This is a genomic window from Xanthomonas sp. WHRI 10204 (assembly GCF_040202875.1).
In the GTDB taxonomy this organism is placed as follows: domain Bacteria; phylum Pseudomonadota; class Gammaproteobacteria; order Xanthomonadales; family Xanthomonadaceae; genus Xanthomonas.
Genome location: NZ_JBEGDW010000001.1, coordinates 65,023 through 89,535, shown reverse-complemented (window position 1 = coordinate 89,535; position 24,513 = coordinate 65,023). Strand labels below are relative to the sequence as shown.

At 66.2% G+C, this 24,513-nt stretch carries 21 protein-coding genes; 7 read left to right on the top strand and 14 right to left on the bottom strand.

Going from position 1 to position 24,513, the window contains the following annotated elements; all coding sequences use genetic code 11:
* Window positions 1-650 precede the first annotated feature (650 nt).
* On the bottom strand, window positions 651-1,427 hold the full coding sequence (locus ABQZ00_RS00385) for an SDR family oxidoreductase (RefSeq protein ID WP_055847620.1): 777 nt from the start codon (window positions 1,425-1,427) through the stop codon (window positions 651-653).
* Window positions 1,428-1,534: 107 nt separating this feature from the next.
* Here ABQZ00_RS00385 and ABQZ00_RS00380 point away from each other — a divergent pair, with 107 nt between their 5' ends.
* The gene (locus ABQZ00_RS00380; protein ID WP_046964303.1) at window positions 1,535-1,750 is read left to right on the top strand and encodes a hypothetical protein; all 216 of its coding nucleotides are present in this window, start codon (window positions 1,535-1,537) and stop codon (window positions 1,748-1,750) included.
* A gap of 148 nt (window positions 1,751-1,898) precedes the next feature.
* On the opposite strand, the gene sppA is transcribed toward ABQZ00_RS00380, so the two are convergent.
* Entirely contained in the window at window positions 1,899-3,800 is a 1,902-nt protein-coding gene (gene sppA, locus ABQZ00_RS00375) for a signal peptide peptidase SppA (protein WP_323539397.1), read from the bottom strand.
* 84 nt (window positions 3,801-3,884) lie between these two features.
* Window positions 3,885-5,261, bottom strand: a complete 1,377-nt coding sequence (locus tag ABQZ00_RS00370) for an MATE family efflux transporter (RefSeq protein ID WP_323539398.1) — start codon at window positions 5,259-5,261, stop codon at window positions 3,885-3,887.
* A 273-nt stretch (window positions 5,262-5,534) separates the two neighbouring features.
* Between ABQZ00_RS00370 and ABQZ00_RS00365 the strand changes: the two genes are divergently transcribed.
* Entirely contained in the window at window positions 5,535-6,692 is a 1,158-nt protein-coding gene (locus tag ABQZ00_RS00365) for a DUF3667 domain-containing protein (RefSeq protein WP_323539399.1), read from the top strand.
* Window positions 6,693-6,843: 151 nt separating this feature from the next.
* Here the strand turns inward: ABQZ00_RS00365 and ABQZ00_RS00360 are convergent, their stop codons facing one another.
* Together ABQZ00_RS00360 and ABQZ00_RS00355 are read right to left on the bottom strand one after the other, a co-directional pair.
* Window positions 6,844-7,434: a DUF3106 domain-containing protein gene (locus ABQZ00_RS00360; RefSeq protein WP_323539400.1), complete on the bottom strand. Its 591-nt coding sequence runs from the start codon at window positions 7,432-7,434 to the stop codon at window positions 6,844-6,846.
* The gene (locus ABQZ00_RS00355) at window positions 7,421-8,452 is read right to left on the bottom strand and encodes a hypothetical protein (RefSeq protein ID WP_323539401.1); all 1,032 of its coding nucleotides are present in this window, start codon (window positions 8,450-8,452) and stop codon (window positions 7,421-7,423) included. The genes ABQZ00_RS00360 and ABQZ00_RS00355 overlap by 14 nt, the downstream gene beginning before the upstream one ends.
* A 459-nt stretch (window positions 8,453-8,911) precedes the next feature.
* Between ABQZ00_RS00355 and ABQZ00_RS00350 the strand changes: the two genes are divergently transcribed.
* Window positions 8,912-11,134, top strand: a complete 2,223-nt coding sequence (locus ABQZ00_RS00350) for a primosomal protein N' (RefSeq protein WP_323539402.1) — start codon at window positions 8,912-8,914, stop codon at window positions 11,132-11,134.
* A gap of 250 nt (window positions 11,135-11,384) precedes the next feature.
* Here ABQZ00_RS00350 and ABQZ00_RS00345 read toward each other — a convergent pair whose 3' ends face one another.
* Genes ABQZ00_RS00345 through ABQZ00_RS00335 form a run of 3 tightly spaced genes read right to left on the bottom strand, consistent with a single transcriptional unit; the run spans window position 11,385 to window position 13,422 of the window.
* Entirely contained in the window at window positions 11,385-12,038 is a 654-nt protein-coding gene (locus ABQZ00_RS00345) for a glutathione S-transferase family protein (protein ID WP_323539403.1), read from the bottom strand.
* Between the two features lie 2 nt (window positions 12,039-12,040).
* Window positions 12,041-12,868 carry an NYN domain-containing protein gene (locus ABQZ00_RS00340; protein ID WP_115529055.1) on the bottom strand — a complete coding sequence of 276 codons (828 nt, stop codon included), beginning with the start codon at window positions 12,866-12,868 and terminating at the stop codon, window positions 12,041-12,043.
* A complete protein-coding gene (locus ABQZ00_RS00335) occupies window positions 12,865-13,422 on the bottom strand; it encodes a hypothetical protein (protein WP_323539404.1) in 558 nt (185 codons plus the stop codon). The genes ABQZ00_RS00340 and ABQZ00_RS00335 overlap by 4 nt, the downstream gene beginning before the upstream one ends.
* A gap of 117 nt (window positions 13,423-13,539) precedes the next feature.
* Between ABQZ00_RS00335 and ABQZ00_RS00330 the strand changes: the two genes are divergently transcribed.
* A complete protein-coding gene (locus ABQZ00_RS00330) occupies window positions 13,540-14,832 on the top strand; it encodes an NAD(P)/FAD-dependent oxidoreductase (RefSeq protein ID WP_055847588.1) in 1,293 nt (430 codons plus the stop codon).
* Window positions 14,833-14,883: 51 nt separating this feature from the next.
* Window positions 14,884-15,498: a trimeric intracellular cation channel family protein gene (locus ABQZ00_RS00325; RefSeq protein ID WP_055847585.1), complete on the top strand. Its 615-nt coding sequence runs from the start codon at window positions 14,884-14,886 to the stop codon at window positions 15,496-15,498.
* 146 nt (window positions 15,499-15,644) lie between these two features.
* On the opposite strand, the gene rpoH is transcribed toward ABQZ00_RS00325, so the two are convergent.
* The 6 genes from rpoH to rhlB form a co-directional block, all read right to left on the bottom strand.
* Entirely contained in the window at window positions 15,645-16,520 is an 876-nt protein-coding gene (gene rpoH, locus ABQZ00_RS00320; RefSeq protein WP_005987961.1) for an RNA polymerase sigma factor RpoH, read from the bottom strand.
* Between the two features lie 198 nt (window positions 16,521-16,718).
* Window positions 16,719-17,444: a uracil-DNA glycosylase gene (gene ung / locus ABQZ00_RS00315; protein WP_323539405.1), complete on the bottom strand. Its 726-nt coding sequence runs from the start codon at window positions 17,442-17,444 to the stop codon at window positions 16,719-16,721.
* A complete protein-coding gene (locus ABQZ00_RS00310) occupies window positions 17,441-18,283 on the bottom strand; it encodes a response regulator (RefSeq protein WP_055847573.1) in 843 nt (280 codons plus the stop codon). The genes ung and ABQZ00_RS00310 overlap by 4 nt, the downstream gene beginning before the upstream one ends.
* Before the next feature lie 8 nt (window positions 18,284-18,291).
* A complete protein-coding gene (ftsX, locus tag ABQZ00_RS00305) occupies window positions 18,292-19,242 on the bottom strand; it encodes a permease-like cell division protein FtsX (protein WP_115559215.1) in 951 nt (316 codons plus the stop codon).
* On the bottom strand, window positions 19,239-19,925 hold the full coding sequence (gene ftsE / locus ABQZ00_RS00300; RefSeq protein ID WP_323539406.1) for a cell division ATP-binding protein FtsE: 687 nt from the start codon (window positions 19,923-19,925) through the stop codon (window positions 19,239-19,241). The genes ftsX and ftsE overlap by 4 nt, the downstream gene beginning before the upstream one ends.
* A gap of 75 nt (window positions 19,926-20,000) precedes the next feature.
* The gene (gene rhlB, locus ABQZ00_RS00295) at window positions 20,001-21,719 is read right to left on the bottom strand and encodes an ATP-dependent RNA helicase RhlB (protein WP_323539407.1); all 1,719 of its coding nucleotides are present in this window, start codon (window positions 21,717-21,719) and stop codon (window positions 20,001-20,003) included.
* Window positions 21,720-21,917: 198 nt separating this feature from the next.
* Between rhlB and trxA the strand changes: the two genes are divergently transcribed.
* Both trxA and rho read left to right on the top strand, forming a co-directional pair.
* The gene (gene trxA, locus ABQZ00_RS00290) at window positions 21,918-22,259 is read left to right on the top strand and encodes a thioredoxin TrxA (RefSeq protein WP_046964286.1); all 342 of its coding nucleotides are present in this window, start codon (window positions 21,918-21,920) and stop codon (window positions 22,257-22,259) included.
* Window positions 22,260-22,476: 217 nt separating this feature from the next.
* Window positions 22,477-24,351 (top strand): transcription termination factor Rho, encoded by a 1,875-nt coding sequence (gene rho, locus ABQZ00_RS00285; RefSeq protein WP_323539408.1) that lies wholly within the window; start codon window positions 22,477-22,479, stop codon window positions 24,349-24,351.
* Window positions 24,352-24,513 lie beyond the last annotated feature (162 nt).

Genomic DNA, 24,513 nt, shown 5'->3' with positions numbered 1-24,513 from the left:
CGTACGTAGCAAAGACTCCCCTGACTGGCGGCAACACCCGGCCAACGTCTGCCATCACCACAGCGCGCAAGGAGCTGACAGGCGTCACGCGAGCACGTGCTTGCGGCCGGCACCGGTTGGGTGCGGAAGGCGATCGATGGCGAGTGCGTCATGCCTGCACATCACCGATGCCCCCATCCGCCCTTCGGGCACCTTCCCCCGCGATGTGGGGGAAGGGATGCATCTCCTGCCGACGCGGGGGATGGGATGCATCTCCTGCCGACGCGGGGTTCTTCTGCTTACATAGCAAAGACTCCCCTGACTGGCGGCAACACCCGGCCAACGTCTGCCATCACCACAGCGCGCAAGGAGCTGACAGGCGTTACGCGAGCCCGGGCGGCCGGCACCGGTTGGGTGCGGAAGCAGATCGGTGGCGAGTGCGTCATGCCTGCGCATCACCGATGCCCCCATCCGCCCTTCGGGCACCTTCCCCCGCGATGCGGGGGAAGGGATGTCTCCCGTGCCAGTGCATCCCGTGCCGACGCAGAAATCCTCTGGTTGCGCGCGTTGCGGATTACGCGCCCTTCTCTGGTTAAGCGTCTTTTCGTTTACACGCCGTTGCCAGATCGGCCGCAGCCGCCTGACAGTGGCCGCATCGTGTGCCGGTGAGGCTAGAACCCGTAGCGCAGAAACCCGCCATCCACCGCGATGCATTCGCCGGTGATGTAGCTGGCCGCAGGCAGACACAAAAAGCCCACGGCTGCGGCGACTTCTTCGGGTTCGCCGATGCGGCGCATCGGGGTGCGGTCGATCACCTGTTCGTAGTAATCCGGATCCGACAACGGGCCGGAGGTGCGGCGCGTGCGGATGTACCACGGCGCGACCGCGTTGACGCGGATGCCGTCCTCGGCCCATTCCACCGCCAGGTTGCGCGTCATCTGCTGCAGCGCGGCCTTGGTCATGCCGTACGGTGCGCCGCTGCGCACATGGGTGATGCCCGAGACGCTGCCCACATTGACGATGGCCGAAGCTGCGTGCCGGGTCAGCAGCGGATGCGCATACCGCGACAATTCGAATGCAGAAAACACGTTGGTTTCGAAGATGCCGCGCCACTCGTCTTCGGTGTAATCGATCGCGGCGCGGGTGATGTTGCCGCCGGCGTTGTTGATCAGCAGATGCAGGCCGTCGGCGTGGTCTTCCACCCAGTCCAGGATCGCGCGACGCTCTTCATCGTCGGACACATCGGCCGCCAGCCCATGCAGCTCGCGCTCGGGAAATTCTTCGGCCAGTTCGTCGCGTGCCTGCGCCAACGCATCGGCATCGCGCGCCACCATCAGCAGATCCGCCCCGAAGCCGAGCAGTTCGCGTGCGATGGCCAATCCAATACCGGCACTGGCGCCGGTGATGAGCGCGGTCTGTCCATCCAGCCGCCAACGCTGCGTTGTCACGTGGGTGATCCTCTTTCAAAACGCGGAAAAACGGTCGCTACAGCGCAGTTGACGCGCAGCTGCGGCACCGGCGTTAGGATACCGCCACCGCTCGCGAGGTCACGACGATGAAACTTCACTGGATGCTTGCCGCCGTTTTGACGTTGCCGCTGGCTGCCTGTCAGCGCCCGCAACCGGCGCCCACCGACCAAAAGCCCGACCCGCAGGCCACCGCCTTGCGCGACCACATCCAGCAGCCATTGAACAAGGCGCACGCGGTGCAGGCCGCTACCGACCAGGCCGCGGAAGATCAGCGCAAGGCCATCGACGCCGCCACGCAGTAAGCGCGAGGCGCGATAGGCGCGATCAACACCGCGACGCCGCTGTCAGGCGGCTCGCATGAGGTGAGCGTCAGGCATCAGGCGACACAAAAACAACAACGCCGGCACAAGGCCGGCGTCGTCGCTACATCCAGTGGCGTGGTTTGCCGGCTCAGAACCCGCAGAAGCAGTACGCCAGCGCCTTGACCGGCGCGCCACCGGCCTTGCTGTCGTGCACGGCGCTTTCGACGAAACGCAGCTGCGTGTCCACTTCCGGCAGCGAACGCGCCAACATGGCGCGCGCCATGCCCGAATCACTCAGCATCCACGCACCCATGCGGCTGCCGGCAAATCCGCTCATGAACTGCGAGAACGGCGTGGCCGGCTTTTCCACGTAGTGCACGCGGAACTTGCCCTTGCTCAATTTGGCGCGATTAGCCGCATCGGCCACCGCGTCCTGCATGCCGCCGAACGCATCCACCAAGCCATGCTGCTTGGCCTGCGCACCGCTCCACACGCGCCCGCGGGCGACCTTGTCGATGGCTTCCACCGACTGGTGACGCGCCTGCGCGACCTTGCCGGTGAAATCGGCATAGCCCTTGTTGATCACCGCCTGGATGACCTGCCCGGCGGCCGGGTCCAGTGGACGGGTGATGTCGAACGCACCGGCAAACCGCGTGGTGCCCACGCCGTCGGTGTGCACGCCGATCTTGTCCAGCGCGCGGGTCAGATTCGGCACCATGCCGAAGATGCCGATCGAGCCGCTGATGGTCGACGGGTCGGCATAGATGCGATCGGCGTTCATGCTGATCCAGTACCCGCCCGAAGCGGCCAGATCGCCCATCGACACCACCACCGGCTTGCCGGCCTGCTTGAGCGCGACCACTTCGCGACGGATCTGCTCGGAGGCGAACACTTCGCCGCCCGGTGAATCCACGCGCAGCACCACCGCCTTGACCTTTTCGTCGTCGCGCGCCTGGCGCAGCAACGCGGCGGTGGATTCGCCACCGATGCGGCCAGCCGGCTGCTCGCCGCCGCTGATCTCGCCAGCCGCCACGACAACGGCCACCTGCGGACGGCTGTCCATCGGCGAGCGCTGCGCCTGCAACTGACTCAGATAATCGTTGAAGCCGATATTGCGGAAGCCGCTGTCGGCATCGCTGTCGGCCACGCCACGCTTGGTCAGCAACGCATCGACGTCCTCGCGGGTCTTGAGCCCGTCGACCAGTTTCTGCTGCAGCGCGAACTTGGCCAGATCGCCACCTGCGGCCACCACGCCTTCAGGCAGCGTGTCGATGCCGGCGGTCAGCTGCGCCGGGGTGAGCTTGCGCGCGGTGCCGACGTCGGCCAGGTAACGCTGCCACACGTCGTTCATCCAGAACAGATCCGCTTCCTTGGCATCGGCCGAGGCCGCGTCGAGGATGTATGGCTCTGCAGCGGACTTGTATTCGCCCACGCGGAACAGGTGCACGTCCACGCCGAGCTTGTCCTGCAAGCCTTCGCGGAAGTACTGGCGATAGCGCCCAAGCCCTTCCAGCAGCACGCTGCCCATCGGATCCAGATAGACCTCGTTGGCCTGCGCGGCGAGCAGGTACTGGCCCTGACTCATGCTCTCGCTGAAGGCCACGATCTGCTTGCCGGAAGCACGCAGCTTCTGCAGTGCGGCGGCCACTTCGCGCTGCGAAGCGAAGCCGGACGGCTGCAGCTTGTCCAGATTCAACAACACCCGCTCGATCTTGCGGTCCTTGCCGGCCGCTTCGATCACCCGCACCAGGTCGCGCAACTGCACCTCTTCGGCGCTCTTGTCGCCCACGGCCTTGGCCAGCGAGCGGCTCACCGGGTCGGCGCTGAACTGTTCGACCAGGGTGCCTTCGGGGTTGATGACCAACGTTGTGCGCTCGGCCAGCGGCTTGGTGCCGTCGCCGCGCGCCATCGCCACCACAAGCACCAGCAGCAACAGGAACAGAAAACCGAAGAACACCAGATTGAAGATCAGGCGCCGGGTGAAATTCATCACGTCCCACAGGCCGACGAAGAAACTGGCGATGGGACTGCGACGCACGGGGTGGTTCATGGAAAACTCCGTCGAAAAGACGCTGCATGTACGTAATGCTGCCCAGCATACCGGCTGCGCACCGCCCACGGCATGCGCTGAAAGTCAGGGGGTCGCGTCGGCAGTCAGCCGCCGGCTGGTCTGCCGGAAACGCATGCCCATCAGAATCGACGCGGTGGTCAGGCCCAGGATCAAGCCGATCCACATGCCTTGCGGCCCCCAGCCCAATCCCAGGCCGAGCCCGGCGCCGATCGGCATGCCCACGCCCCAATACGAGAACATCGCCAGGAACATCGGCACGCGGGTGTCCTTGAGCCCGCGCAGCGCGCCGGCCGAGAGCACCTGGATGCCGTCGGGGAACTGGAAGGTGGCGGCAAACAGCAGCAACACCGACGCCAGCGCGGCCACCGTCACATCGTTGGTATACACACCGACGATGGCGTCGTGGCCAAGCAGCAGCGCACTGGCCGACAACGCCTGCGTGCCCAGCACGATGGCGTAACCGGCCCAGGTGGCACGCCGAATGGCCAACGGATCGCCACGCCCCACCGCGTGACCGACGCGCACGGTGGTGGCCTCGGCCACGCCCATCGGCACCATGAAGCACAGCTGCGCCACATTGATGGCGATCTGGTGCGCCGCCGCTTCGGTCGAGCCCAGCCGGCCGATCAACAGCGCAGTGACGATAAACAGGCCGCCTTCCATCAGCACGGTGATGCCGATCGGCAGCCCGGTGCGCAACAGATCGCCGATGGCGCGCCAACGCGGCCCTTCCAGATGGGTGAACAACTCCAGGTGCGCAAAGCGCCGCGCGCGCCATAGATACAGCGCGAACACGCTGGCCTGCACCCACATGGTGATGGCCGAGGCCATGCCCAGGCCTTCGGCGCCGTGCTCGGCAAAGCCGAACTTGCCGTAGGTCAGCACATAGCCCAGCGGCGCCAGCACCAGCAAGCCGCCAAACCCCAACAGCATGGTCGGCAGCGTCCAGTGCATGCCTTCGCTGAGATAGCGCATGCAGAAGTAGAACGTCAGCGCCGGCACGCCCCAGCGCACCGCGTGCAGAAAGTCGGTGGCACCCGGCACGATGTCCGGCGCAATCCCGAAGGTGGGCAGCAGCGGCGGCACCACGCTCAGAAACGCGAACATCAATGCGCTCAGCCCCAGCGACAGCCACAACGCCTGGCGAAACAACGGGCCGATCTCACGCTCGCGCCCGGCGCCGCGCAATTGCGACACCGAGGCGGTCAAGGAAATCAGCGTCCCGATCGGCACCAGCATCGGCAGCCACAGCAGCGCAGTGCCGATGGTCACCGCCGCCAGCGTCGCGGTGCCGTGGTGGCCGGCGATGACGTTGTCGACAAACCCGATCAAGCCGGTAGAGACGTGACCGAGCACCAGCGGCAACGCCAGCAGGCCGGTGGTGCGCACTTCCGCGGCGAAGCCTGGCGTCGCGGACGCGGGGGCAGGAGAAACAGACATGACACACCGATTGCTGCGCGGACTACGGCCGTGCCGGGAGGCGCTGGCACCGGGTCGCGTGGGGCCGCTATCTTACGCGTACTTTCCGATTGCGCCCTGACGCGCGCCTGGGCAGTTCTCGCCGCGCTCGCTGCTATGTGCGCGGCAACAAACAGCAGCTGCCGATGTTTCCAGGCAGCCGCATGCTGACGCTGTACCGTGTGCCAGGCGTGGACCTTCGCGGTATCGCATCGGGCACACGGCCTCTCCATCACCGCCGACTGGACCTGGCTCATGTCACTGCACCCGACCGCATTGCATCCATCGGACTGTGAAAACTGTTCCACCGCATTGCAAGGCGCGTTTTGCCACGCCTGCGGGCAAAGCGCGCATAGCCCGGTGCGCAGCGTCGCGCACGCGGTAGAAGAAGTCTTCGAGTCGTTCTGGCACCTGGATGGGCGCATCTTCCGCACCTTGCGCGATCTGCTGGTGCCCGGCCGCGTGGCACTGCGGTTTCTGAGTGGGCAACGGGTGCGCTATGTCGCGCCGATGCGGCTGTTTCTGGTGGTGAGCCTGTTGACCTTTTTCATTGCACGCATCGCAGTGCATGCCTCTGACGACGACTTCGCGGCGCCCGGCACCACGCACAGCGCCGTACCGAAGGACTTCGCGCATGCGCGCACGCCGGCGCAGGTGGAAGCGGTGCGTGCGCAGATCGTCGGCACGCTCACCCAGACCCGCAAGGTAGTGCCGGCAGGCATCGCGCGCGACGGCGTGGATGCCGGCATCGCCCGCGCCGAGAGCGAGGCGCGCAAGCGGCTGGCGCAACTGCACCAGGGCGCGCGGCTGGAAAGCGCCGCACCGACGGTCGATGCGCCCGACAACAGCACGTTCTTTTCGCTGGGAGGCAAACCCTGGGACCCGGTCAGCAACCCGCTGACGGTTGCGCCGTTGCCGCAGTTCGCCAACCGCTGGCTCAACGTGCAGCTCGACCACATCCGCGCCAACCTGCCGCGCCTGCGCAGCAATCCGCAACTGCTCTACAACGCGTTCTTCGCAGCGGTGCCATCCACCTTGCTGGTGCTGGTGCCGTTGTTTGCGCTGCTGTTACGCGTGTTCTACCTGCGCAGCGGGCGGGTGTATCTGGAACATCTGGTGGTGGCGCTGTACAGCCATGCGTTTCTTTGCCTGAACCTGCTGGCGATGCTGCTGCTATCGCTGCTCAGGGAATCGGTGACGCAGGTGGCTCCCCCGATTGCCTGGAGCATCGGCCTGCTGCAGTTCGGGCTGGCAGTGTGGATGCCGCTGTATCTGCTGGGGATGCAGCGCCACGTGTACGGCCAATCGTGGTCAACCACGGTGCTGAAATACCTCGGCCTGGGCAGCATCTATTTCGTCGTGGTCACGTTTGCTGCCGCGTTCTTGATGGTGGCGAGTCTGGCGCGTCTTTGACGCTGCGCACTGCAACTGCGGCGCTGCAGTCGCACGGGCCCGACAGCGCGGTGAAAAGCGGGTTCCGCGACTGACGGCCGCGTTATTCGCACAACGCAGGTCGATGAGCACTTGCCGCGCCAAAGCGCGGCAATACACCGCGCATCGGCGATCAGCGCGCCAGTTGCCGCTTCAGCCAGGCGCCGCGGCTGGCCGGAGCTTCGGCCAGCAAGGCGTCGCGTAACCCATCGCGGTCTTGCGGCGGGGTGCGTTGGGCGAGGACCGCCAGCTGTTCCAGCTGGCCGGCATCCAGGCTGCGTAGCACCGCCAGTAAGCGCTCGCGCTGGTCGACCGGCACATAGCCGATCAGCGGCTGCAGCTGCGGATAGAACGCGCCCACCTGCGACCCCAGACGCCAGCCATCGCGATGCAAGCGATCCATCGCGCTGAACTGGGTGCGCAAGGCGCGCTGCTGGTCCTCGGGCAGGCTGTGCAGCCGTTCGCGCGCCTGCCGCAACACCACACGGTCGGTGGCGGTCAGGTCTTTCCACGCGGCATAGCGCGCACGCAGGTCGGCCTGCTGTGCCGGCGTCAGTGCCGCCCAGCGCGCGCGTTGCTGCGCGGCGCTTGGCGCTGCCGCCGGGGCGGGCGCGCTGGCAGGTTCGGTGTGCCCGCTTTCGTCCAATGCCGCTGGCAGGGCCTGCGCGCCGGCGATGCCGGTACTGGCGAGCATCAGCAGGCCGAACCACTTAGTTGTCGTCATCGACCGTCTCCAGAGGGGCGGAAGGCTGCTCGGCCGCGGTGGCATGCGCGCCGGATTCGTCCGCCGGCACCGGGTGGCCGGCGGCGTACCAGGCGTAAAAGTCGGACGCACGCGCCAACTCCAGATCCGGGTCGGCCAGCATCGTCTGGTCGCGCGGATCCATGCCCAGGACGGCAGGAGCGTCCGGCAGGTCGGACGCCGGCAGTTCTTCCACCACCACTGGCGCGGCATCGGTGACATGCAGCACGCCGGCCGGCGCCTGCGAGACCGGCTCAGGCGGCAAGCTGGGCCGTCGGTGGGTCCACCACCAGCCCAGCACCGTCAGCAGGAGCGCCAGTGCGAGTCCCCCCAGAGCGATACCGGCATGGCGCCGATCCAGCTGTGGCCACTGCCACTGCCGCTTGGGGCGGACCTGTGCCGGGGTAGCGCGGCGTGGCGCGGGCGGCGCCTCTGCCGGGATGGCGGGTTGCAGCGCGACGCCAGCCAGCGAGGCGTCGCGCAATTGGCTGAGCCGGGTCAGCTGAGACGGGGTGAGATCGCGCAGCTCCGTTTGCGCCGCCTCGGCCAGCACCCGCCACGCCTGTGCATCTGGATTGCCGGCCGCATCGCGTGGACAGGCACGCGCCAGCGACTGCCGATAGTCCGCCACCGCGATGCCCTGTACGTCGCTGGCGGCCTCCTCTTCCAGCCCGGCCACGATCCGCAGCAGCAGCGCCAGCCGGTCGGGGGTCTGCATCCGGCCCAGTACGGTGAAGGGCGGCAGCCAGGTGCCAGGCATGGGCTCGCGGCGCAGTGGCGGCGCGGTTGCCAGCAGGCTCCAGAAGCGCATCGGCCAGCCGGCCATCGGCCGTCCCGCTGCCTGGCTGCTGAAAGCGCGCAGGGCAGCGGCCAACGCCCGCTCGGCTGCCGCCACGTCGCCGCATTGCAGCTGCGCCAGTACCAGGCCCCGGCGTTCCACACCCCGCAGAAAGGCTGATAGTGCGGCGGGGGTAACGGGGGCGTCGGGGACTACGGTCATGTGAACTCCAGCATCGGCCGGCATGATACCGACGCACGTCCGCCACGCCGACCGCTTGACAGATCACACGACCCTCGATCCGGTCGCGAGCGCTACCCGCGCACGTTGTGCACAGCGGCAGACACACCGATACGCGACCGTCTGTCAACTGTTGTTTTTTCTTTGTTGCAATCGTGTTTCACGCCTAAGCTATTGATATATATTCAATTTCGATGTGTGGCGAAAAAATGTCCAAGAGGTTGCCAAGGCAAGTGAATCCGCCTTCACCGCGTGGAGCACGAGACTAATTCACAGGCTTATCCACAGGCAGTGTGGATAAACCCGTTTCCTCAGGCCTCACATAGGTTTACGTCGTATTTATCACTTGGGTCACAGAAAGGCGCTGCAAGTGATCACACCGTCTTCACGAGTGAAATTGCGCAAGTCGGGGGTGCTGGACAGTGTCGGTAGACTGAGCACATGCCTTCCACCGTCCTCACTTTGCGCGTCGCCTTGCCGGTGCCGCTGCCCCAGCTGTTCGATTACCTGCCACCTGCCGACGCCCCGCTGACCGATCCAACGCAGGTCGGTTGCCGTGTGCGGGTGCCATTTGGGTCGCGCGAATTGATCGGGGTAGTGGTGGAGATCGGCCAGCTGACATCGGCCGATGGTCTGCGCGCGGCGCTGGAATGGTGCGACCAGGCGCCGCTGCTGGTGGATGAACTGGCCCGCTCGCTGCAGTGGCTGGCCCGTTACACCCATGCTCCCCTCGGCGAGGCCCAGGCCAGTGCCCTGCCCGGCCCGCTGCGCCGCGGCGAGCCGCTGGCCGACACCCATGCCTGGGCCTGGCAGCTCACCGAGGCCGGGCGTACCGGGGCAAGCAGCCTGCGTGCGGGCAGCCGGCCCGCCCTGCTCGCCGCCCTGTTGCAGACCGGTGCGGTGGGCGAAGAACAGCTGGACCCGCTGCTGCCGCAGTGGCGCGAGGCCGCACGCAGCCTGGCCAAGCGCGGCCACGCCGAACGCGTGGCGGTGCCGGCCGATGCCATCGCGCCACGGCCCGGCACTGGCCCGGCACTCAACGACGAACAACGCGCCGCCGCCGCCGCGATCCGGGCGCACACCGGCTTTGCTACCTATCTGCTCGACGGCGTGACTGGCAGCGGCAAGACCGAGGTCTACCTGCAGGCGATTGCCGACTGCCTGGCCGCCGGCAAGCAGGCGCTGGTGCTGGTCCCGGAAATCGGCCTGACCCCGCAGACGCTCGGCCGCTTCCGCGCGCGCCTGGGCGTGCCGGTGCATGCGCTGCATTCGGGCCTGTCCGATGGCGAACGCGCCCGCGTCTGGGCGGCGGCCTGGCGCGGCGAAGCCAAACTGATCGTCGGCACCCGCTCGGCGGTGTTCACCCCGCTGCCCAACGCCGGGCTGATCGTGATCGATGAGGAGCACGACGGCAGCTACAAGCAACAGGACGGCATCCGCTACCACGCCCGCGATTTCGCTCTGGTGCGCGGCAAGGCGCTGGACGTGCCGGTGATCCTGGGCAGCGCGACCCCGTCGCTGGAAAGCCTGCACAACGCTTACTCCGGCCGCTACCAGCACCTGCGGTTGTCGCAGCGCGCCGGCGACGCGCGCCCGCCGCGTGTGCGTGTGCTGGACGTGCGCAAGCGCCCGCTCAAGGACGGCTTGTCGCCGGAGGTGCTGGCCGGTATCGGCGCCACCTTGGCGCGCGGCGAGCAGGTGTTGGTGTTCAAGAACCGCCGCGGCTATGCGCCGGTGCTGCTATGCCACGACTGCGGCTGGACCGCTGCCTGCCAGCGCTGCAGCACGCCGCTACACCAGACCCCGATGACCGTGCACGCCGGCGGCCGCCGCTTGCAGTGCCACCACTGCGGCGCCCGCCAGCAGGCGCCGCTGGCCTGCCCGGCCTGCGCCAGCCTGGCCTTGCAGCCGCAGGGCATCGGTACCGAGCGGCTGGAAGAACGGCTGACCGAGGCGTTTCCGGCATTCCCGGTGGTGCGCATCGACCGCAGCACCACCCAACGCCGCGACAGCCTGGAAACCCAGCTCGCCCGGCTCGGCACCGATGCCGGCATCCTGGTCGGCACCCAGATCCTGGCCAAGGGCCACGACCTGCCGCGGTTGACCATGGTGGTGGTGGTCGGCATCGACGAAGGCCTGTTCTCCGCCGACTTCCGTGCCGCCGAAAAACTCTCCCAGCAGCTGATCCAGGTGGCAGGGCGCGCCGGGCGCGCCGATCGCCCCGGCGAGGTCTGGCTGCAGACCCACCATCCCGAACATCCGCTGCTGCAGACCCTGGTCAATGGCGGCTACCACGCCTTCGCCGATGCCGAACTGCAGCAGCGCGAGGCCGCCGGCTTTCCGCCGTTTGCGCATCTGGCGCTGTTCCGCGCCGAAGCCAAGGATGTCGCGGCGGCCAACCAGTTCCTGATGGCGGTGCGCGAACTGGCCACGGCCGACACCAGCGCACAATCGCCCGCGTTTGCGGACGTGGAGTGCTACGGCCCGATGCCTGCGCCGATGCCGCGCCGCGCCGGCTTCCAGCGCACCCAGTTGTTGCTGTCCGCACAGCAACGCTCGGCGCTGCATCGCCTGCTCGATGCGCAGCTGCCAGCCATCTATGCGCTCCCGCAGGCGCGACGCGTGCGCTGGTCGCTGGATGTGGACCCGATCGATCTGTATTAGCGCAGGGCGTATCGCAGACGGAGTTGCAGCCAGACGCACGCTGCGCGGTGTACCCAGGTTCTGTAGGAGCGCACCTGGGCGCGATGCTGCGTTATCGGCACTGCTCTCGCGCCCAGGTGCGCTCCTACGACAACGCGCGCTATCAGCGCCGCGCGATGTACAAGGCCCACTTCACTGGAGAAACGTGTGAGGTCGGCGGCGCGTGCGGGGCCTGCAATAAACAACGCTGGCCTGAGCGGTGGCTCGAAACTCAGGTCAGCGCCGTCATCACGCCGCGCTGGTATGCAGGCCGTGCGCGCAAGCGCTGATACCACGCGTGCAAATGCGGCAACGCAGGCCGCTCGATCGGCATTTCGAACCATGCATAGATGAAACTGCCCAGCGGAATATCGCCCATCGCGAAGCGCTCGCCGGACAGATACGGCTGCTGCGCCAAGGCCGCATCGGCGCGTGCCAGCAGCTCGCCCGATTGCGCCAGTGCTGAAGCGATACGTGCGGCATCGCGCTCAGCCTCGGGTGTGCGCAACACGCCCCAGAACAGGTCGCGAAACACGCTGGCAAAGGTGGAGGTGGTCCAGTCCATCCAGCGATCGCCCACTGCGCGCTCGGCCGGCGATGACGGATACAACGCCGGTGCGTACTGCGCGGCGAGGTACCGCACGATCGCATTGGATTCCCACACCACCACCGCGCCATCCTGCAAGGTCGGCACCACGCCGTTCGGATTCAGCGCGCGATACGCCGGCGTGTCATTGCCGCCGAAGGCACCGCCCACTTCGATCGACGTATAGGCCACACCGGCTTCTTCGGCACACCACAACACCTTGCGCACATTGCTGGAATTGCGACGCCCCCAGAGCGTGATCGTCGGCTGTGCAGCGGGAGCCATCGCGTCGTGCGTCATCGTCATTTTCCGGAGGCAGGTTTGGCTGTTGCGCGCGCTGCACGCTTGGGGGTGGCTTGTGGTTCCGGTGCAACGGCAGGCACGGCAGTTTTCGCACGATTGTCGCTGCCCTTGGGCGTATCGCGTACCCACAAGGCCTGCTCGTCCAGCTTGAGCTCGAACAGGCCGATCGCGCGCACCAGATCGCTGAGTTTGCGATAGCCGTAATTGCGTGGATCGAACGAAGCCTGGTTAGCCACCTGCTTGCCCACCGCGCTCAACAACGCCCAACCATCGTCCTCGCATGCGCTGACGATGGCGTTGCGCAGCATCTGCACCAGGCGCGTATCGCTGCGCAGCGCGGTGGCATCCTTGCGCCCGGCCGCGGTATCGCGGGCCGCGGCGGCTTGCTCGCCCAGCGCTTCCACGTAGGTGAATTTGGAGCAGGCATTGACGAACGGCGCCGGGGTTTTCTTCTCGCCAAAACCATAGACCTTCATGCCATCGGTGAGCAGACGCATCACCAACGGGGTGAAATCCGCATCGCTGGAGACGATCGCAAACCCATCCAGATTGCGCGCATACAGCAGGTCCATCGCATCGATCACCATCGCCATATCCGAGGCGTTCTTGCCGGAGCTATAGGCAAACTGCTGGATCGGCCGAATCGCATAATCGTGCAAGGCCGCTTCCCAGCCTTTCAGGTGCGGGCTCTTCCAGTTGCCGTAGGCGCGGCGCACGTTGGCCACGCCATAACGCGCCACTTCCGCCAGCACCACATCGATCTTGCCGGCCGGCGCATTGTCGGCATCGATCAGCAAGGCGATCCGTTTGTCGGGATTGTCGGTCATGCGCGTTCCTCCAAAGACGTGCCCGCGTCGGTTTGCATCTCCGAGTCGGCTTCTATTTCCGATTCGGTTTCGGTTTCGAGCTCGCTATCGGCAGCGGCCGGCAGCGCGAAGTGCCTGCCATCGCGCAGGATGAGTTCTCCGTCGGTCAGAATCTCCTGCTCGGAGTCGGCACTGACCCAGGTGGCCTGCACGCGGCCGGCGCCGCGATCGCCTTCCACATTGAACACAAACTCCTCGCTTCCCTCCGCCAGACTCGTGCGGTACAGATCGACCCGCATCGTGTGGATCTGGCCGATATGTTCCTGCACCACGGCGTCGGCTTGCAGTGCAGTACGCGCCTGATCGGTAAACAGCGACCAGCCGATGCCGAGCAGCCACACGCTCGCTGCCAGGACCACGATCCCGAACAGCGTTGCGCAAGCCAGCACGCCGATCAGGCCGATCGCCACGCTGCTGAGCTTTTTCCTGGCCGCAGGCGCGGGCGGGACAGCCGGCGCTGCGGTGGGCATGGCGGCTGGCGGCAGCGGCGGCAAGGGCGGTGGCAATGAGGACATGCGATGGCCGTCAAAAGTGGATGCGACATGATGCCGCAGCCACGCGGCGCCAACGCGTCATGTTCATTGGGAATTTGGCATCCTGTCGTGCCCGCGTTGCCTTCCATCGGACCTACGATGACCTCATCTCCCTCCCCCGCTCCCTTGCATCTGGTTGTGGTCGGCGGCGGTTTCGCCGGCTTGTGGGCGACCCGCGCGCTCGATGACCCCGCCATCCGCATCACCTTGATCGACCGGCAAAACCACCATCTGTTCCAGCCGTTGCTGTACCAGGTAGCCACCGCCGGGCTGTCGGCACCGGATATCGCCGCACCGCTGCGCCACATCCTGCGCGAGCAGCGCAATGTGGAAGTGCTGCTTGGCGATGTGGCCGAAATCGCGCCAACCCGTCGCGAAGTGGTACTGACCGATGGCAAGACGCTCGGCTACGACATGCTGCTGCTGGCCACCGGCGCCACCCATGCCTACTTCGGCAACGACCAGTGGGCCGAACATGCGCCCGGCTTGAAGACCCTCTACGACGCGCTGGTGCTGCGCCGCAAGCTGCTGCTGGCCTTCGAACGCGCCGAGGCCGAATCCGACCCAGCCGCGCGTGCGGCCTGGCTGAGCTTTGCGGTGGTCGGCGGCGGCCCCACCGGTGTCGAGCTGGCCGGTACCCTGGCCGAGATCGCCCGCCACACGCTCAAGAACGAATTCCGCCACATCGACCCACGCCAGGCGCGCGTGCGCCTGGTCGAAGCCGGCCCGCGCGTGTTGCCGTCGTTCCCCGACGATCTCACCGACAAGGCGCGCAAGCAGCTGGAGCGGCTGGGCGTGGAAGTCCACACCGGCACGCCGGTGACCCATATCGATGCGCTGGGCTATCAGCTTGGCGACAGCTTCGTCCCCGCGCGCACCGTGGTGTGGGCCGCCGGCGTGGCCGCCTCGCCGCTGGCGCGCACGCTGGGCGTGCCGCTGGATCGCGCCGGCCGCGTGCTGGTGGCGCCGGACCTGAGCGTGCCCGGCCACCCGGAGATCTTCGTCGGCGGCGATCTGGCGTCGGTGCAGCAGAACGGTCGCCCGGTGCCGGGCGTGGCGCCGGCAGCCAAGCAGATGGGCAAGCACATCGCCAAGGCGATCCGTGCGCGCCAGCGCGGTCAGACGGCAGCCGCGTTTCGGTATCAGGACTTCGGCAACCTGGCCACCATCGGCCGCATGGCCGCCATCGTGCACGTGGGCAAGCTCAAGCTGTCCGGCATCGTGGCGTGGTGGTTCTGGCTGGCCGCGCACGTCTACTTCCTGATCGGCTTCCGCAACCGCTTCGTGGTGTTGGTGAACTGGGCGATGGCGTACTGGAGCTACCAACGCGCCGCACGCATCATCTTCGGTGGCGCAACCGACGACCCGCCGCCCAACACCAAGGACGGATGACAGCGCACAGGCCGTGCGCGATGCTGTGCGGCCTGATTCGACGGTCTACGTGTGGCAACTGTCCTGTTCCTGCTGGATCTGCTCGGCACCTTCGTGTTCGCCCTGAGCGGCGCGACCGTGGCAGTGCGCAACCGCCTGGACCTGTTTGGCGTGCTGGTGCTGTCATGCGCGGCCGCTGTCTCCGGCGGCATCGTGCGCGACGTGTTGATCGGTGCCACCCCGCCGGCGGCACTGGTCCACCCGCAGTATCTGCTCACCGCCTGCCTGGCCGGTGTCGCCGGGTTTTACTGGCATGCGGCAGTGGAGCGCCTGCGCAACCCGGTGCAGATTTTCGACGCGGCGGGTCTGGCGCTATTTGCGGTCTACGGCACCAGCAAGGCGCTGGACTACAACCTCAGCCCGTTGAGCGCCACGTTGTTGGGCATGCTCAGCGGCATCGGTGGCGGCATCGCACGCGACCTGCTGGTCGCCCGAACGCCGGTAGTCTTGCAAGCGGAGTTGTATGCGGTCGCCGCGCTTGCCGGTGGCGGACTCGTGGCGGTCGGTCACGTACTCGGCGTGCCGCAAGCCTGGTCGCTGGCAACCGGTGCCGGCGTGTGCTTTGGCCTGCGTTTCATGGCGATCCGTTATGGCTGGCATCTGCCGGTGGCCCGCTTGCCGGAGTAGTCGTCATCGGCCAAAGCGATGATGCCGGCCGCATTGTCTGGACAGAGCGTCAGGCTTCTGGAGTCCGTGGAAACCGCACACCGACAACGCAAACGGCCCGGATCAACCGGGCCGTTCGTGCAGCATGTACCGCGTGATCGAACCGATCAGGCGACGAACAGTGCCTTCATCTTCTTCAGCGCGTTCGCTTCGATCTGGCGGATACGCTCGGCCGACACGCCGTATTCGTCGGCCAGCTCCTGCAGCGTCACCTTGGACTCCGAATCCAGCCAACGGCGCTTAACGATGTCACGCGAGCGCGTATCCAGACCGGCCATGCCTTCGCGCAACAACTGCAGCTGGTTGTCTTCGCTGTCGTGCCGCTCATAGGCCTGCGACGGGTCTTCTTCGTTGGCCACCAGATAGCTGACCGGCGAAGGCGGACCATGATCGTCATCTTCATCCGACGACGCGTCGAAGCCGATATCGCGGCCGGACAGGCGCGACTCCATCTCCATCACTTCACGCTCGGAGACGTTCAGGTCCTTGGCGACCGCGGTCACTTCGGAGGCGTTGAGCCAGCCCAGACGGGTCTTGGACTTGCGCAGGTTGAAGAACAGCTTGCGCTGCGCCTTGGTCGTGGCGACCTTGACGATGCGCCAGTTCTTCAAAATGAACTCGTGCATTTCGGCACGGATCCAGTGCACCGCGAAGCTGACCAGGCGCACGCCCATTTCCGGGTCGAAGCGCTTAACCGCCTTCATCAGGCCGATATTGCCTTCCTGGATCAGGTCGCCCAGCGGCAGGCCGTAGCCGTTGTAACCGCGGGCCACGTGCACCACGAAGCGCAGATGGGAATGGACCAATTCACGCGCTGCGTCCAAATCCAGCTCGTCGCGGAAGCGGCGGGCCAGATTCTGTTCCTCATCGACCGACAGCACCGGAATCTGGTGCACGGCACCGATGTAGGCGTCCAGCGAACCGAGCGCACTGGGAATCGGGAGATTGTTTGCCACAAGGGCAGTCGAGGTAGTCTGGTTCATAGGCACCATCTTAGCAGTCGAACTATTGGACTGCTGGGTACAGAAAGAGTTCCCAGCGTTCCATTTATAGGACGTTCGGGCTTTCAGCCTTGGCGGCGTTCTACCGTGCAGCTCCCCGAATTCAAGCCCTACGCTACCACTGCGCCCCTGCGCAGACCGTGACAAACCTGTGGCGAAATGCGCGTGCGCAAGGGTTGTTCAGCCGGCGGCCGACGTTGTATCCAAGGCGTTGCGCGGCGGCAACGACCAATCGACCGGCTGGATACCGCGACGCTGCAGGTGCTCGTTGGTCTTGGAGAAATGCTTGCATCCCAGAAAGCCGCGATGCGCCGACAACGGCGAAGGATGCGGCGCCTTGAACACGCGGTGGCGTGCCTGATCGATGACCTTGCCCTTGGACTGCGCGTAGCTGCCCCAGAGCAGGAACACCAGGCCTTCGCGCTCGCGGTTGAGCGTCTCCACCACATGGTCGGTGAAACCTTCCCAGCCCTTGTTCTGGTGCGCGCCGGCGCGGCCCTGTTCCACCGTCAGCACCGCATTGAGCAGCAACACGCCCTGGCGCGCCCACGGCATCAGATAGCCGTGATCGGCACGCGGGATGCCGAGGTCGTCCTGAATTTCTTTGTAGATATTGAGCAGCGACGGCGGCACCGGCACGCCGGGCAGGACCGAAAAGCACAGCCCGTGCGCCTGGCCCTCACCGTGGTATGGATCCTGGCCCAGGATCACCACCTTGACCTGCTCGAACGGGGTGGCATCGAAGGCGGCAAACATCTGCGGGCCGGGCGGGAACACCCGCGCGCCAGCCGCCTTGCGCTGGCGTAGAAAGGCCGACAGCTCCTGCATCTCCGGGCGCAGCAACCAGTCGCCCACCTTTGCCTTCCACGACGGTTCCAGCTGGATACGCCCTTCCACTTCGGTCATAGGGTGATGGCCTGGTCTTCCAGGCGTGCCAGCCGCAATTGGAACAACACCTTGGTCACCAGCAGGCGCTCTTCGATGGGTTTTTGCACCAGATCGTTGGCGCCGGCACGCAGCAGTTCGGACTGGTTGCGCGGATTGGTGTCGCCGGTCATCACCAGCACCGGCAGGCGGCGCTTGCCGTAGGCGAAATCGATGCGGATGCGCTCGACCACATCGCGGCCGTTGAGCTCGCCTTTCAGGGTCACGTCGGTCAGCACCACGTCGATACGGCGCTCGGTGCGGCCCAGTGATTCGGCGGTGAGCAGCGCAAACGCATCCTCGGCGGTGAGCACGTGCACCACTTTCAGGCTCTGGCGCTCGAGCATGCGTTTGGTCGCCTCGGCCACCACGCGGCTGTCTTCGATGTAAAGCACGGTGGCGCCCACCACCGGCTCGGGCTGCACATAACCGCGGATAAAGGTCGCCAGGGCTTCATGGCCCAGCGCCTTATCGAAATAATCGGTGACGTACTCGGTAAAACGGCGCTCGACCAGATGCTGCTGCGCATCGCCGGACACCACGATCACCGGCACATACGCCTGACCGGCCGCTTCGCGCACGCTGCGCGCCAGGGTCAGGCCATCGCCATCGGGCAAGGACAGCGAGGTGGTCACCAAATCCACCGCACCGGACTCCAGCGCAGCGCGCGCTTCGGCAATGCTGGCGCAACCGATCACCTGCACATTGGGCAGGTCGCGCCGGAGCACGTCGGCAATGAGCTTGCGTACCAGCTTCGAACCATCGACGACCATCACACGTGGCGCGTCGCTGATCAGGTGTTTGAGATCTGGTGGATGCATGGCAGGCCTCAGGTCTCGGTGGGACGGGTCTGACGAAGGAAATGGCCGGTCACCAGCCAGGCGCCCAGCCAACCCAGCACCAGGGTGCCGATCAGCACCATCACAGAATGCAGCAGATCCAGCCCGTGCAGGGTAAAGGAACTGCCGTAGCTATCGGCCAATGTGGCCAATGGCGCGCGCAATGCCAAGCCCGAGGCGGCGATGAGAGCGAGCGCAACAGCGCCAGCGCCCAGCCCGTACCACGCACCCAGATACAGGAACGGGCGACGGATGAAGCCATCGCTGGCACCGAGCAATTGCAGCACGCCGATCTCTTCGCGCCGCGACTGAATGTCCAGCCGCACGGTGTTGCCGACCACCAGCACCGCGCCGATGCCAAGCAGCGCCGACAGCACCTGCACCAGGCGTTCGCCGAAATGCAGCCAGCCATCCAGACGCTTGCGCCACAACGCGTCGTGCTGCACCTGGTCGGTCTGCGGCAAGGCCTGCAACGCGCTAGCCAGCTGCGCGTCGTCGGCCGCATCGGTGGGGGTGACGATCAACAACGTCGGCAGCGGATTCTCGCCCAGGGCATCGGCGGCTTCGTCGAGTTTTGCGCTCTCGCGCAACGCGGCCAACCCCTGCTCCGGCGTACGCAGCGTCACCTGGGCCACGTCGGTGCGCGCACGCAACTCGCCGGCAAGCGCTTGCGCGGCATCGGCGGCGACATCGACCTTGAGGAACAGATTGATTTCGCGCGACTGCTGCACGCTGCCAGCCAACAGCTTGACGTTGTCCAGCGCGATCGACAGCCCCAGCGGCAGCGCCAGCGCCAAGGCCATCACCACGATGGTCAGCAGCGTTGCCCACGGCTTGCGCATCGCGCGGCCCAGGCTGAAGGCGATGCTGTGCAGGTGGTGGTCGATCCACACGCCGAAACGCGACGGCGCCACGGCTTCGGTATTGGCGAGCTTGCTCATTCGGCCAGATCCTGCGGCGAGATGTCGTCGACCAGGCGGCCGTGATCCAGGATCAGCACCCGCTTGCGCATCTGCTTGAGCAAGGCAAGGTCGTGGCTGACCACCAGCACGCTGGTACCGCGCGCGGGCAACTCGGCAAACAACTGCATGATTTCGGCGGCCAGTGCCGGGTCGAGATTGCCGGTGGGTTCGTCGGCCACCAGCAGACGCGGCTCACCGACGATGGCACGCGCAATCCCCACGCGTTGCTGCTCGCCCGCCGACAGCTGCGACGGCAAGGCTTTTTCGCGATGGGCCAGGCCGATGCGTTCCAATGCAGAGCGCACGCGCTTGCCGATCTCGGCGCGGCGGGTGCCGCGCAGGATCAACGGCAACGCCACGTTCTCGGCGATGCTGCGGTCGTTGAGCAGACGATGGTCCTGATAGACCGCGCCCACCTGGCGACGATGCAGCGGAATCTGCCGGCCACGCACCTTGAGCAGGTTGCGCTCGCCCAACAGCACGGCGCCCTGGCTGGGACGCTCGCTGAGGTGGATCAATTTGAGCAACGTACTTTTGCCGGCGCCGGAGTGGCCGGTCACGAACAGCATCTCGCCATCGGCCACTTCGAAGCTGACATCAGTCAGCGCCTGGTGGCCCCCGGGGTAGTGCTTGCTGACGTTGTCGAAACGCAGAACGGTCATCCAGCGATTATGCCGGAGCGCCAGCGCTTACGTCGCATCGCCGAAGACCGGCGATGCGATTGATGCCGCCAGTGGTCAGTTGCCCGAGACCAGCGAACGCAGACGGCGGCCGATCCTGCTCAGCAGCGACGGACTGCCGCCCGGCTTGGCGGCGGCACGCACTGGCTTGGCGACCACCTGGGTCGGCTTGCGCGGCGCGGCGGGTGCGGGCACCGGCGTGGATGCGACCGGCTCGGCGCCTTCGACCGGACGGCCGTTGCGACGGCGACGACGCTTGCGCGGTGCACGCTCGCCCTCGACGTCGATGGTGGACGGTGCAGCCGCTGCGGCTTCAGCAATCACCGGTGGGACCGCTGCAGCTGCTGCAGCAACCGGAGCCTCGCCCTCGACGCGCGGCTTGCGACGCGGACGCGGCTTGCTATCGGCACTGCCACCGTCGCGACGACTGCCGCCACTGCCACTGCGCGAGGCGCCGCCCGGACCGCTGCGACCGCCACCGCGGCGCTGTTCTTCGGCCGCACGCTGCTCGCGCGCCTCGCGGAAGATGGTGCCCACGCTGTCGCCAGCGTCTTCATCGACCTCTTCGCCTTCCACCGCCACGCGCGCCACACGCGGCAACGGTGTCAGCAGCTCGGTGGTCACCGGCTCAACCGGGATCTTCTGATCGATGTAAGCCTCGATATCCGGCAGGCTCATCGCGTAGCGCTCGCAGGCGAAGCTGATCGCATCGCCCTCTTCGCCCAGGCGCGCGGTGCGGCCGATGCGGTGCACGTAATCTTCGGCATCGAACGGCAGGTCGTAGTTGTAGACGTACTTGACCCCATCGATATGCAGGCCGCGCGCGGCCACGTCGGTGGCGACCAGGATCTCCAACTGGCCCTTCTGGAAGCGGTTGAGCAGCGACTCGCGCTTCTTCTGCGGCACGTCGCCGGACAACACACCGACGCGATAACCATGGCGCTCCAGGGTGCGTGCCACGCGCTCGACGAACGCCTTGGTGTTGACGAACACCATGGTGCGCGCACCTTCGCTGCGCGACAGCAGGCCCAGCAGCAGCGTCTGCTTCTCTTCGTCAGACGGGAAGTAGATGCGCTGGCGCACGCGTGCGGCGGTGATGGTTTCGGTCTCGACCACGAGCTTTTCCGGCTCGTTCATATGCTCGTAGGCCAGCTCCAGCACGCGGTGGCTCAGCGTGGCCGAGAACAGCAGCGTCTGGCGGGTGCCGCGCTCGGGCATGCGCCGCAGCAGGAAGCGGATGTCCTTGATGAAGCCCAGGTCGAACATGCGGTCGGCTTCGTCCAGCACGCAGATCTCGCAGGCATGCAGCGAGACCACCTTGTGCTGCTTGACGTAGTCGATCAGCCGGCCCGGGGTGGCGATGATCACGTCCACACCCTGCTGCAGCAGCTCGCGCTGCTTGTCGTAGTCCACCCCGCCGTAGACCAGCGCAAAGCGCAGGCCCAGGTCGGCGCCGAACTTGACCGCGTCCTTGTGGATCTGGATCGCCAGCTCGCGGGTGGGCGCCAGGATCAGCGCGCGCGGGTCTTCCGGCTTGCGGTCGGCCAGCGCCGGGCGGATCAGCAGGCGGTTCATCACCGTCACCAAAAACGCCAGCGTCTTGCCGGTGCCGGTCTGGGCCTGGCCGGCGACATCGCCGCCCGGCAGCGCGACCGGCAAGGTCAATGCCTGGATCGGGGTACAGCGGGTAAACCCGGCGCTCTCTAGCCCGGCAACCAACGCCGGCTGTAGGTCGAACGAGGAAAAAGTCAAATCGGTCAGCGGTTTGTCGCTCATTATTCCGTCTTCGTGAGGCGCCCTGGGCAGCCCGGGCGCGGCTTGCATCGATGCCGACAGCGTCGCAAACTGCGGCTCTTGTGGCGGACAGCGCGGCTTCAGGACTGACACTTGATTCAGTCGCGCAATGCCCCAGTTTAACGCAATGTGGCGGCCTGCCCGATCCGGGTGGGCCGTTTGGTTTCCAGGAGACCCAACGTGAGCGACAAGGTTCAACATGTCGGCGATGCCGACTTCGATACAGCAGTACTGCAATCCGGCGAACCGGTCCTGGTGGATTTCTGGGCCGAATGGTGTGGCCCGTGCAAGATGATCGCACCGGTGCTGGACGATCTGGCCGATACATACCAGGGCAGGCTCAAGGTTGCCAAGGTCAATGTGGACCAGAACCGCGCCCTGGCCATCAAATACCACGTGCGCTCGATCCCGATGCTGTTGCTGTTCAAGGACGGGCAAGTGCAGGCAAGCCAGATCGGGGCGGTCGGTAAGGGCCAGCTGACCCAGATGATCGACAAGACCCTGGGCGGCGCAGCTGCCTGAGTGAACGGGCGTCCAGCGATGGGCGCCCTGCGGTTCGCCGGTAGTTAAACCCTGCCACGGCGGACGCTTGCGCGGTTGCGCATCGCGGTGATAGTGTCAGTTGGTCCGGCACACGTTCGTGCGCCGCCGTACCCCTCTAGAAACTTCTTCTAGACTCCCATCTACCAATAGTTCGCCCCCCAGCCGGGCGCTCGCACCTTAGCGAGGAATCACGCACTTGTCCGATCATCCTTCCTCCGATACCGGGAGCAGCGTCGACGCTCCCGTCGAGAAGCGCGTGCGCAAGCCGCGCGTGAGCAAGACCGCCGCTTCCCATGACGATGCCGGCGCACAGCAGTCCAATCTGCCCTTGCCCGCCAGCCCCGCACCCGACGCTCCACGCGCCCCGCAGGCACCGTCGCACGCTGCCAATTCGGCATCGGCGCAGACGTTCGGCGATGGTGCAGGCGCCGGCAGTTCGCCCGGCAACAGCGGTAACAGCCACGGCGGCGACAGCCACGGCGAGCCCCGCGAAGGCGGCCAGTCGCAGCAGCAGCGCTTCAATCAGGCGCAGCAACAGCAGAACCAGAATCAGGCGCAAAGCCAGGGCCAGCCCCAAGGTCAGGGTCAAGGCCAGCAGCCGGGCCAGGGCCAGAACGCTGGTCAGAACCAGCAAGGCCAGGGTCAGGGGCAGAACCAGCAGGGCAACCGCCGTGACCGGTTCCGCAACCGCCGCGACCGCGGCCCGCGCGATCGCTTCGGTAACGAGAGCGGCGGCATGCCCTCCTCCGATGGCAGCAACGAGCCGTTCATCGCGCGTCCGCATCCGGCCGTGCCGGAAGGCTTCCCGGTGTATTCGCTGAGCGATCTCAAGCGGATGCCGGCGCAGAAGCTGCTGGACATCGCCGATCAGCTCAACATCCAGGAAGGCGTGGCGCGCGCGCGCAAGCAGGACGTGATCTTCGCCCTGCTCAAGGTGCTGACCCGTCATGGCGAAGGCGTTGCCGCCGACGGCGTGCTGGAAATCCTGCCGGACGGCTTCGGTTTCCTGCGTGCCGCCGAAGCCAGCTACCTGGCCGGCCCGGACGATACCTATATCTCGCCCAGCCAGATCCGCCGCTTCAATCTGCGCACCGGCGATCATTTGTCCGGCCGCATCCGCTTCCCCAAGGATGGCGAGCGCTATTTCGCGCTGTCGATCGTGGACACCATCAATGGTGAGCCGCTGGAAGCGAGCAAGAACAAGGTGCTGTTCGAGAACCTGACCCCGCTGTTCCCGCGTCGCCGGTTCCGTCTGGAACGTGGCGATGGGTCCACCGAGGACATCACCGGGCGCATCCTGGATCTGATGGCACCGCAGGGTAAGGGTCAGCGTGCGCTGATCGTCTCCCCGCCCAAGGCCGGTAAGACGATGATGATGCAGCAGGTGGCCACGGCCATCACCAGCAATCATCCCGAAGTGCACATGATCGTGCTGCTGATCGACGAGCGCCCGGAAGAAGTGACCGAAATGCAGCGCACCGTGCGCGGCGAGGTCATCTCCTCCACGTTCGACGAGCCGGCCGCGCGCCACGTGCAGGTCGCCGAGATGGTGATCGAGCGGGCCAAGCGCCTGGTCGAGCACAAGAAGGACGTGGTGATCCTGCTCGACTCGATCACCCGCCTGGCACGTGCCTACAACAACGTGGTGCCCAGCTCCGGCAAGGTGCTCACCGGCGGTGTGGACGCCAACGCGCTGCATCGCCCGAAGCGTTTCTTCGGTGCGGCACGTAACGTGGAAGAAGGCGGCTCGCTGACCATCATTGCCACGGCGCTGGTCGAGACCGGCAGCAAGATGGACGAGGTGATCTACGAAGAGTTCAAGGGCACCGGCAACAGCGAAGTGCATTTGAACCGTCGCATCACCGAAAAGCGCGTCTATCCTGCGATCGATATCAACCGCTCGGGCACGCGTCGCGAAGATCTGTTGATCGAGCCGGAGTTGCTGCAGAAGATCTGGATCCTGCGCAAGCTGCTGCATCCGATGGACGAAATCGCAGCGATGGAATTCCTGCTGGACAAGATGAAGACCACCAAGTCCAACGACGAGTTCTTCAGTTCGATGAAGCGCTGAGGCCGGTCTGGATTAGCGCGACGAGAAAGCCCCGCACTGCGGGGCTTTTTTGTGGGCGGCGTTCGCGTGAGAAAGCACCTGGTCTTCCGAGCTCGCTCGAACTGACGCGCGGTCGTTGCCGATCAACTGCAGTGTTGACCGAGAGCTCGACGGTCGTATGTG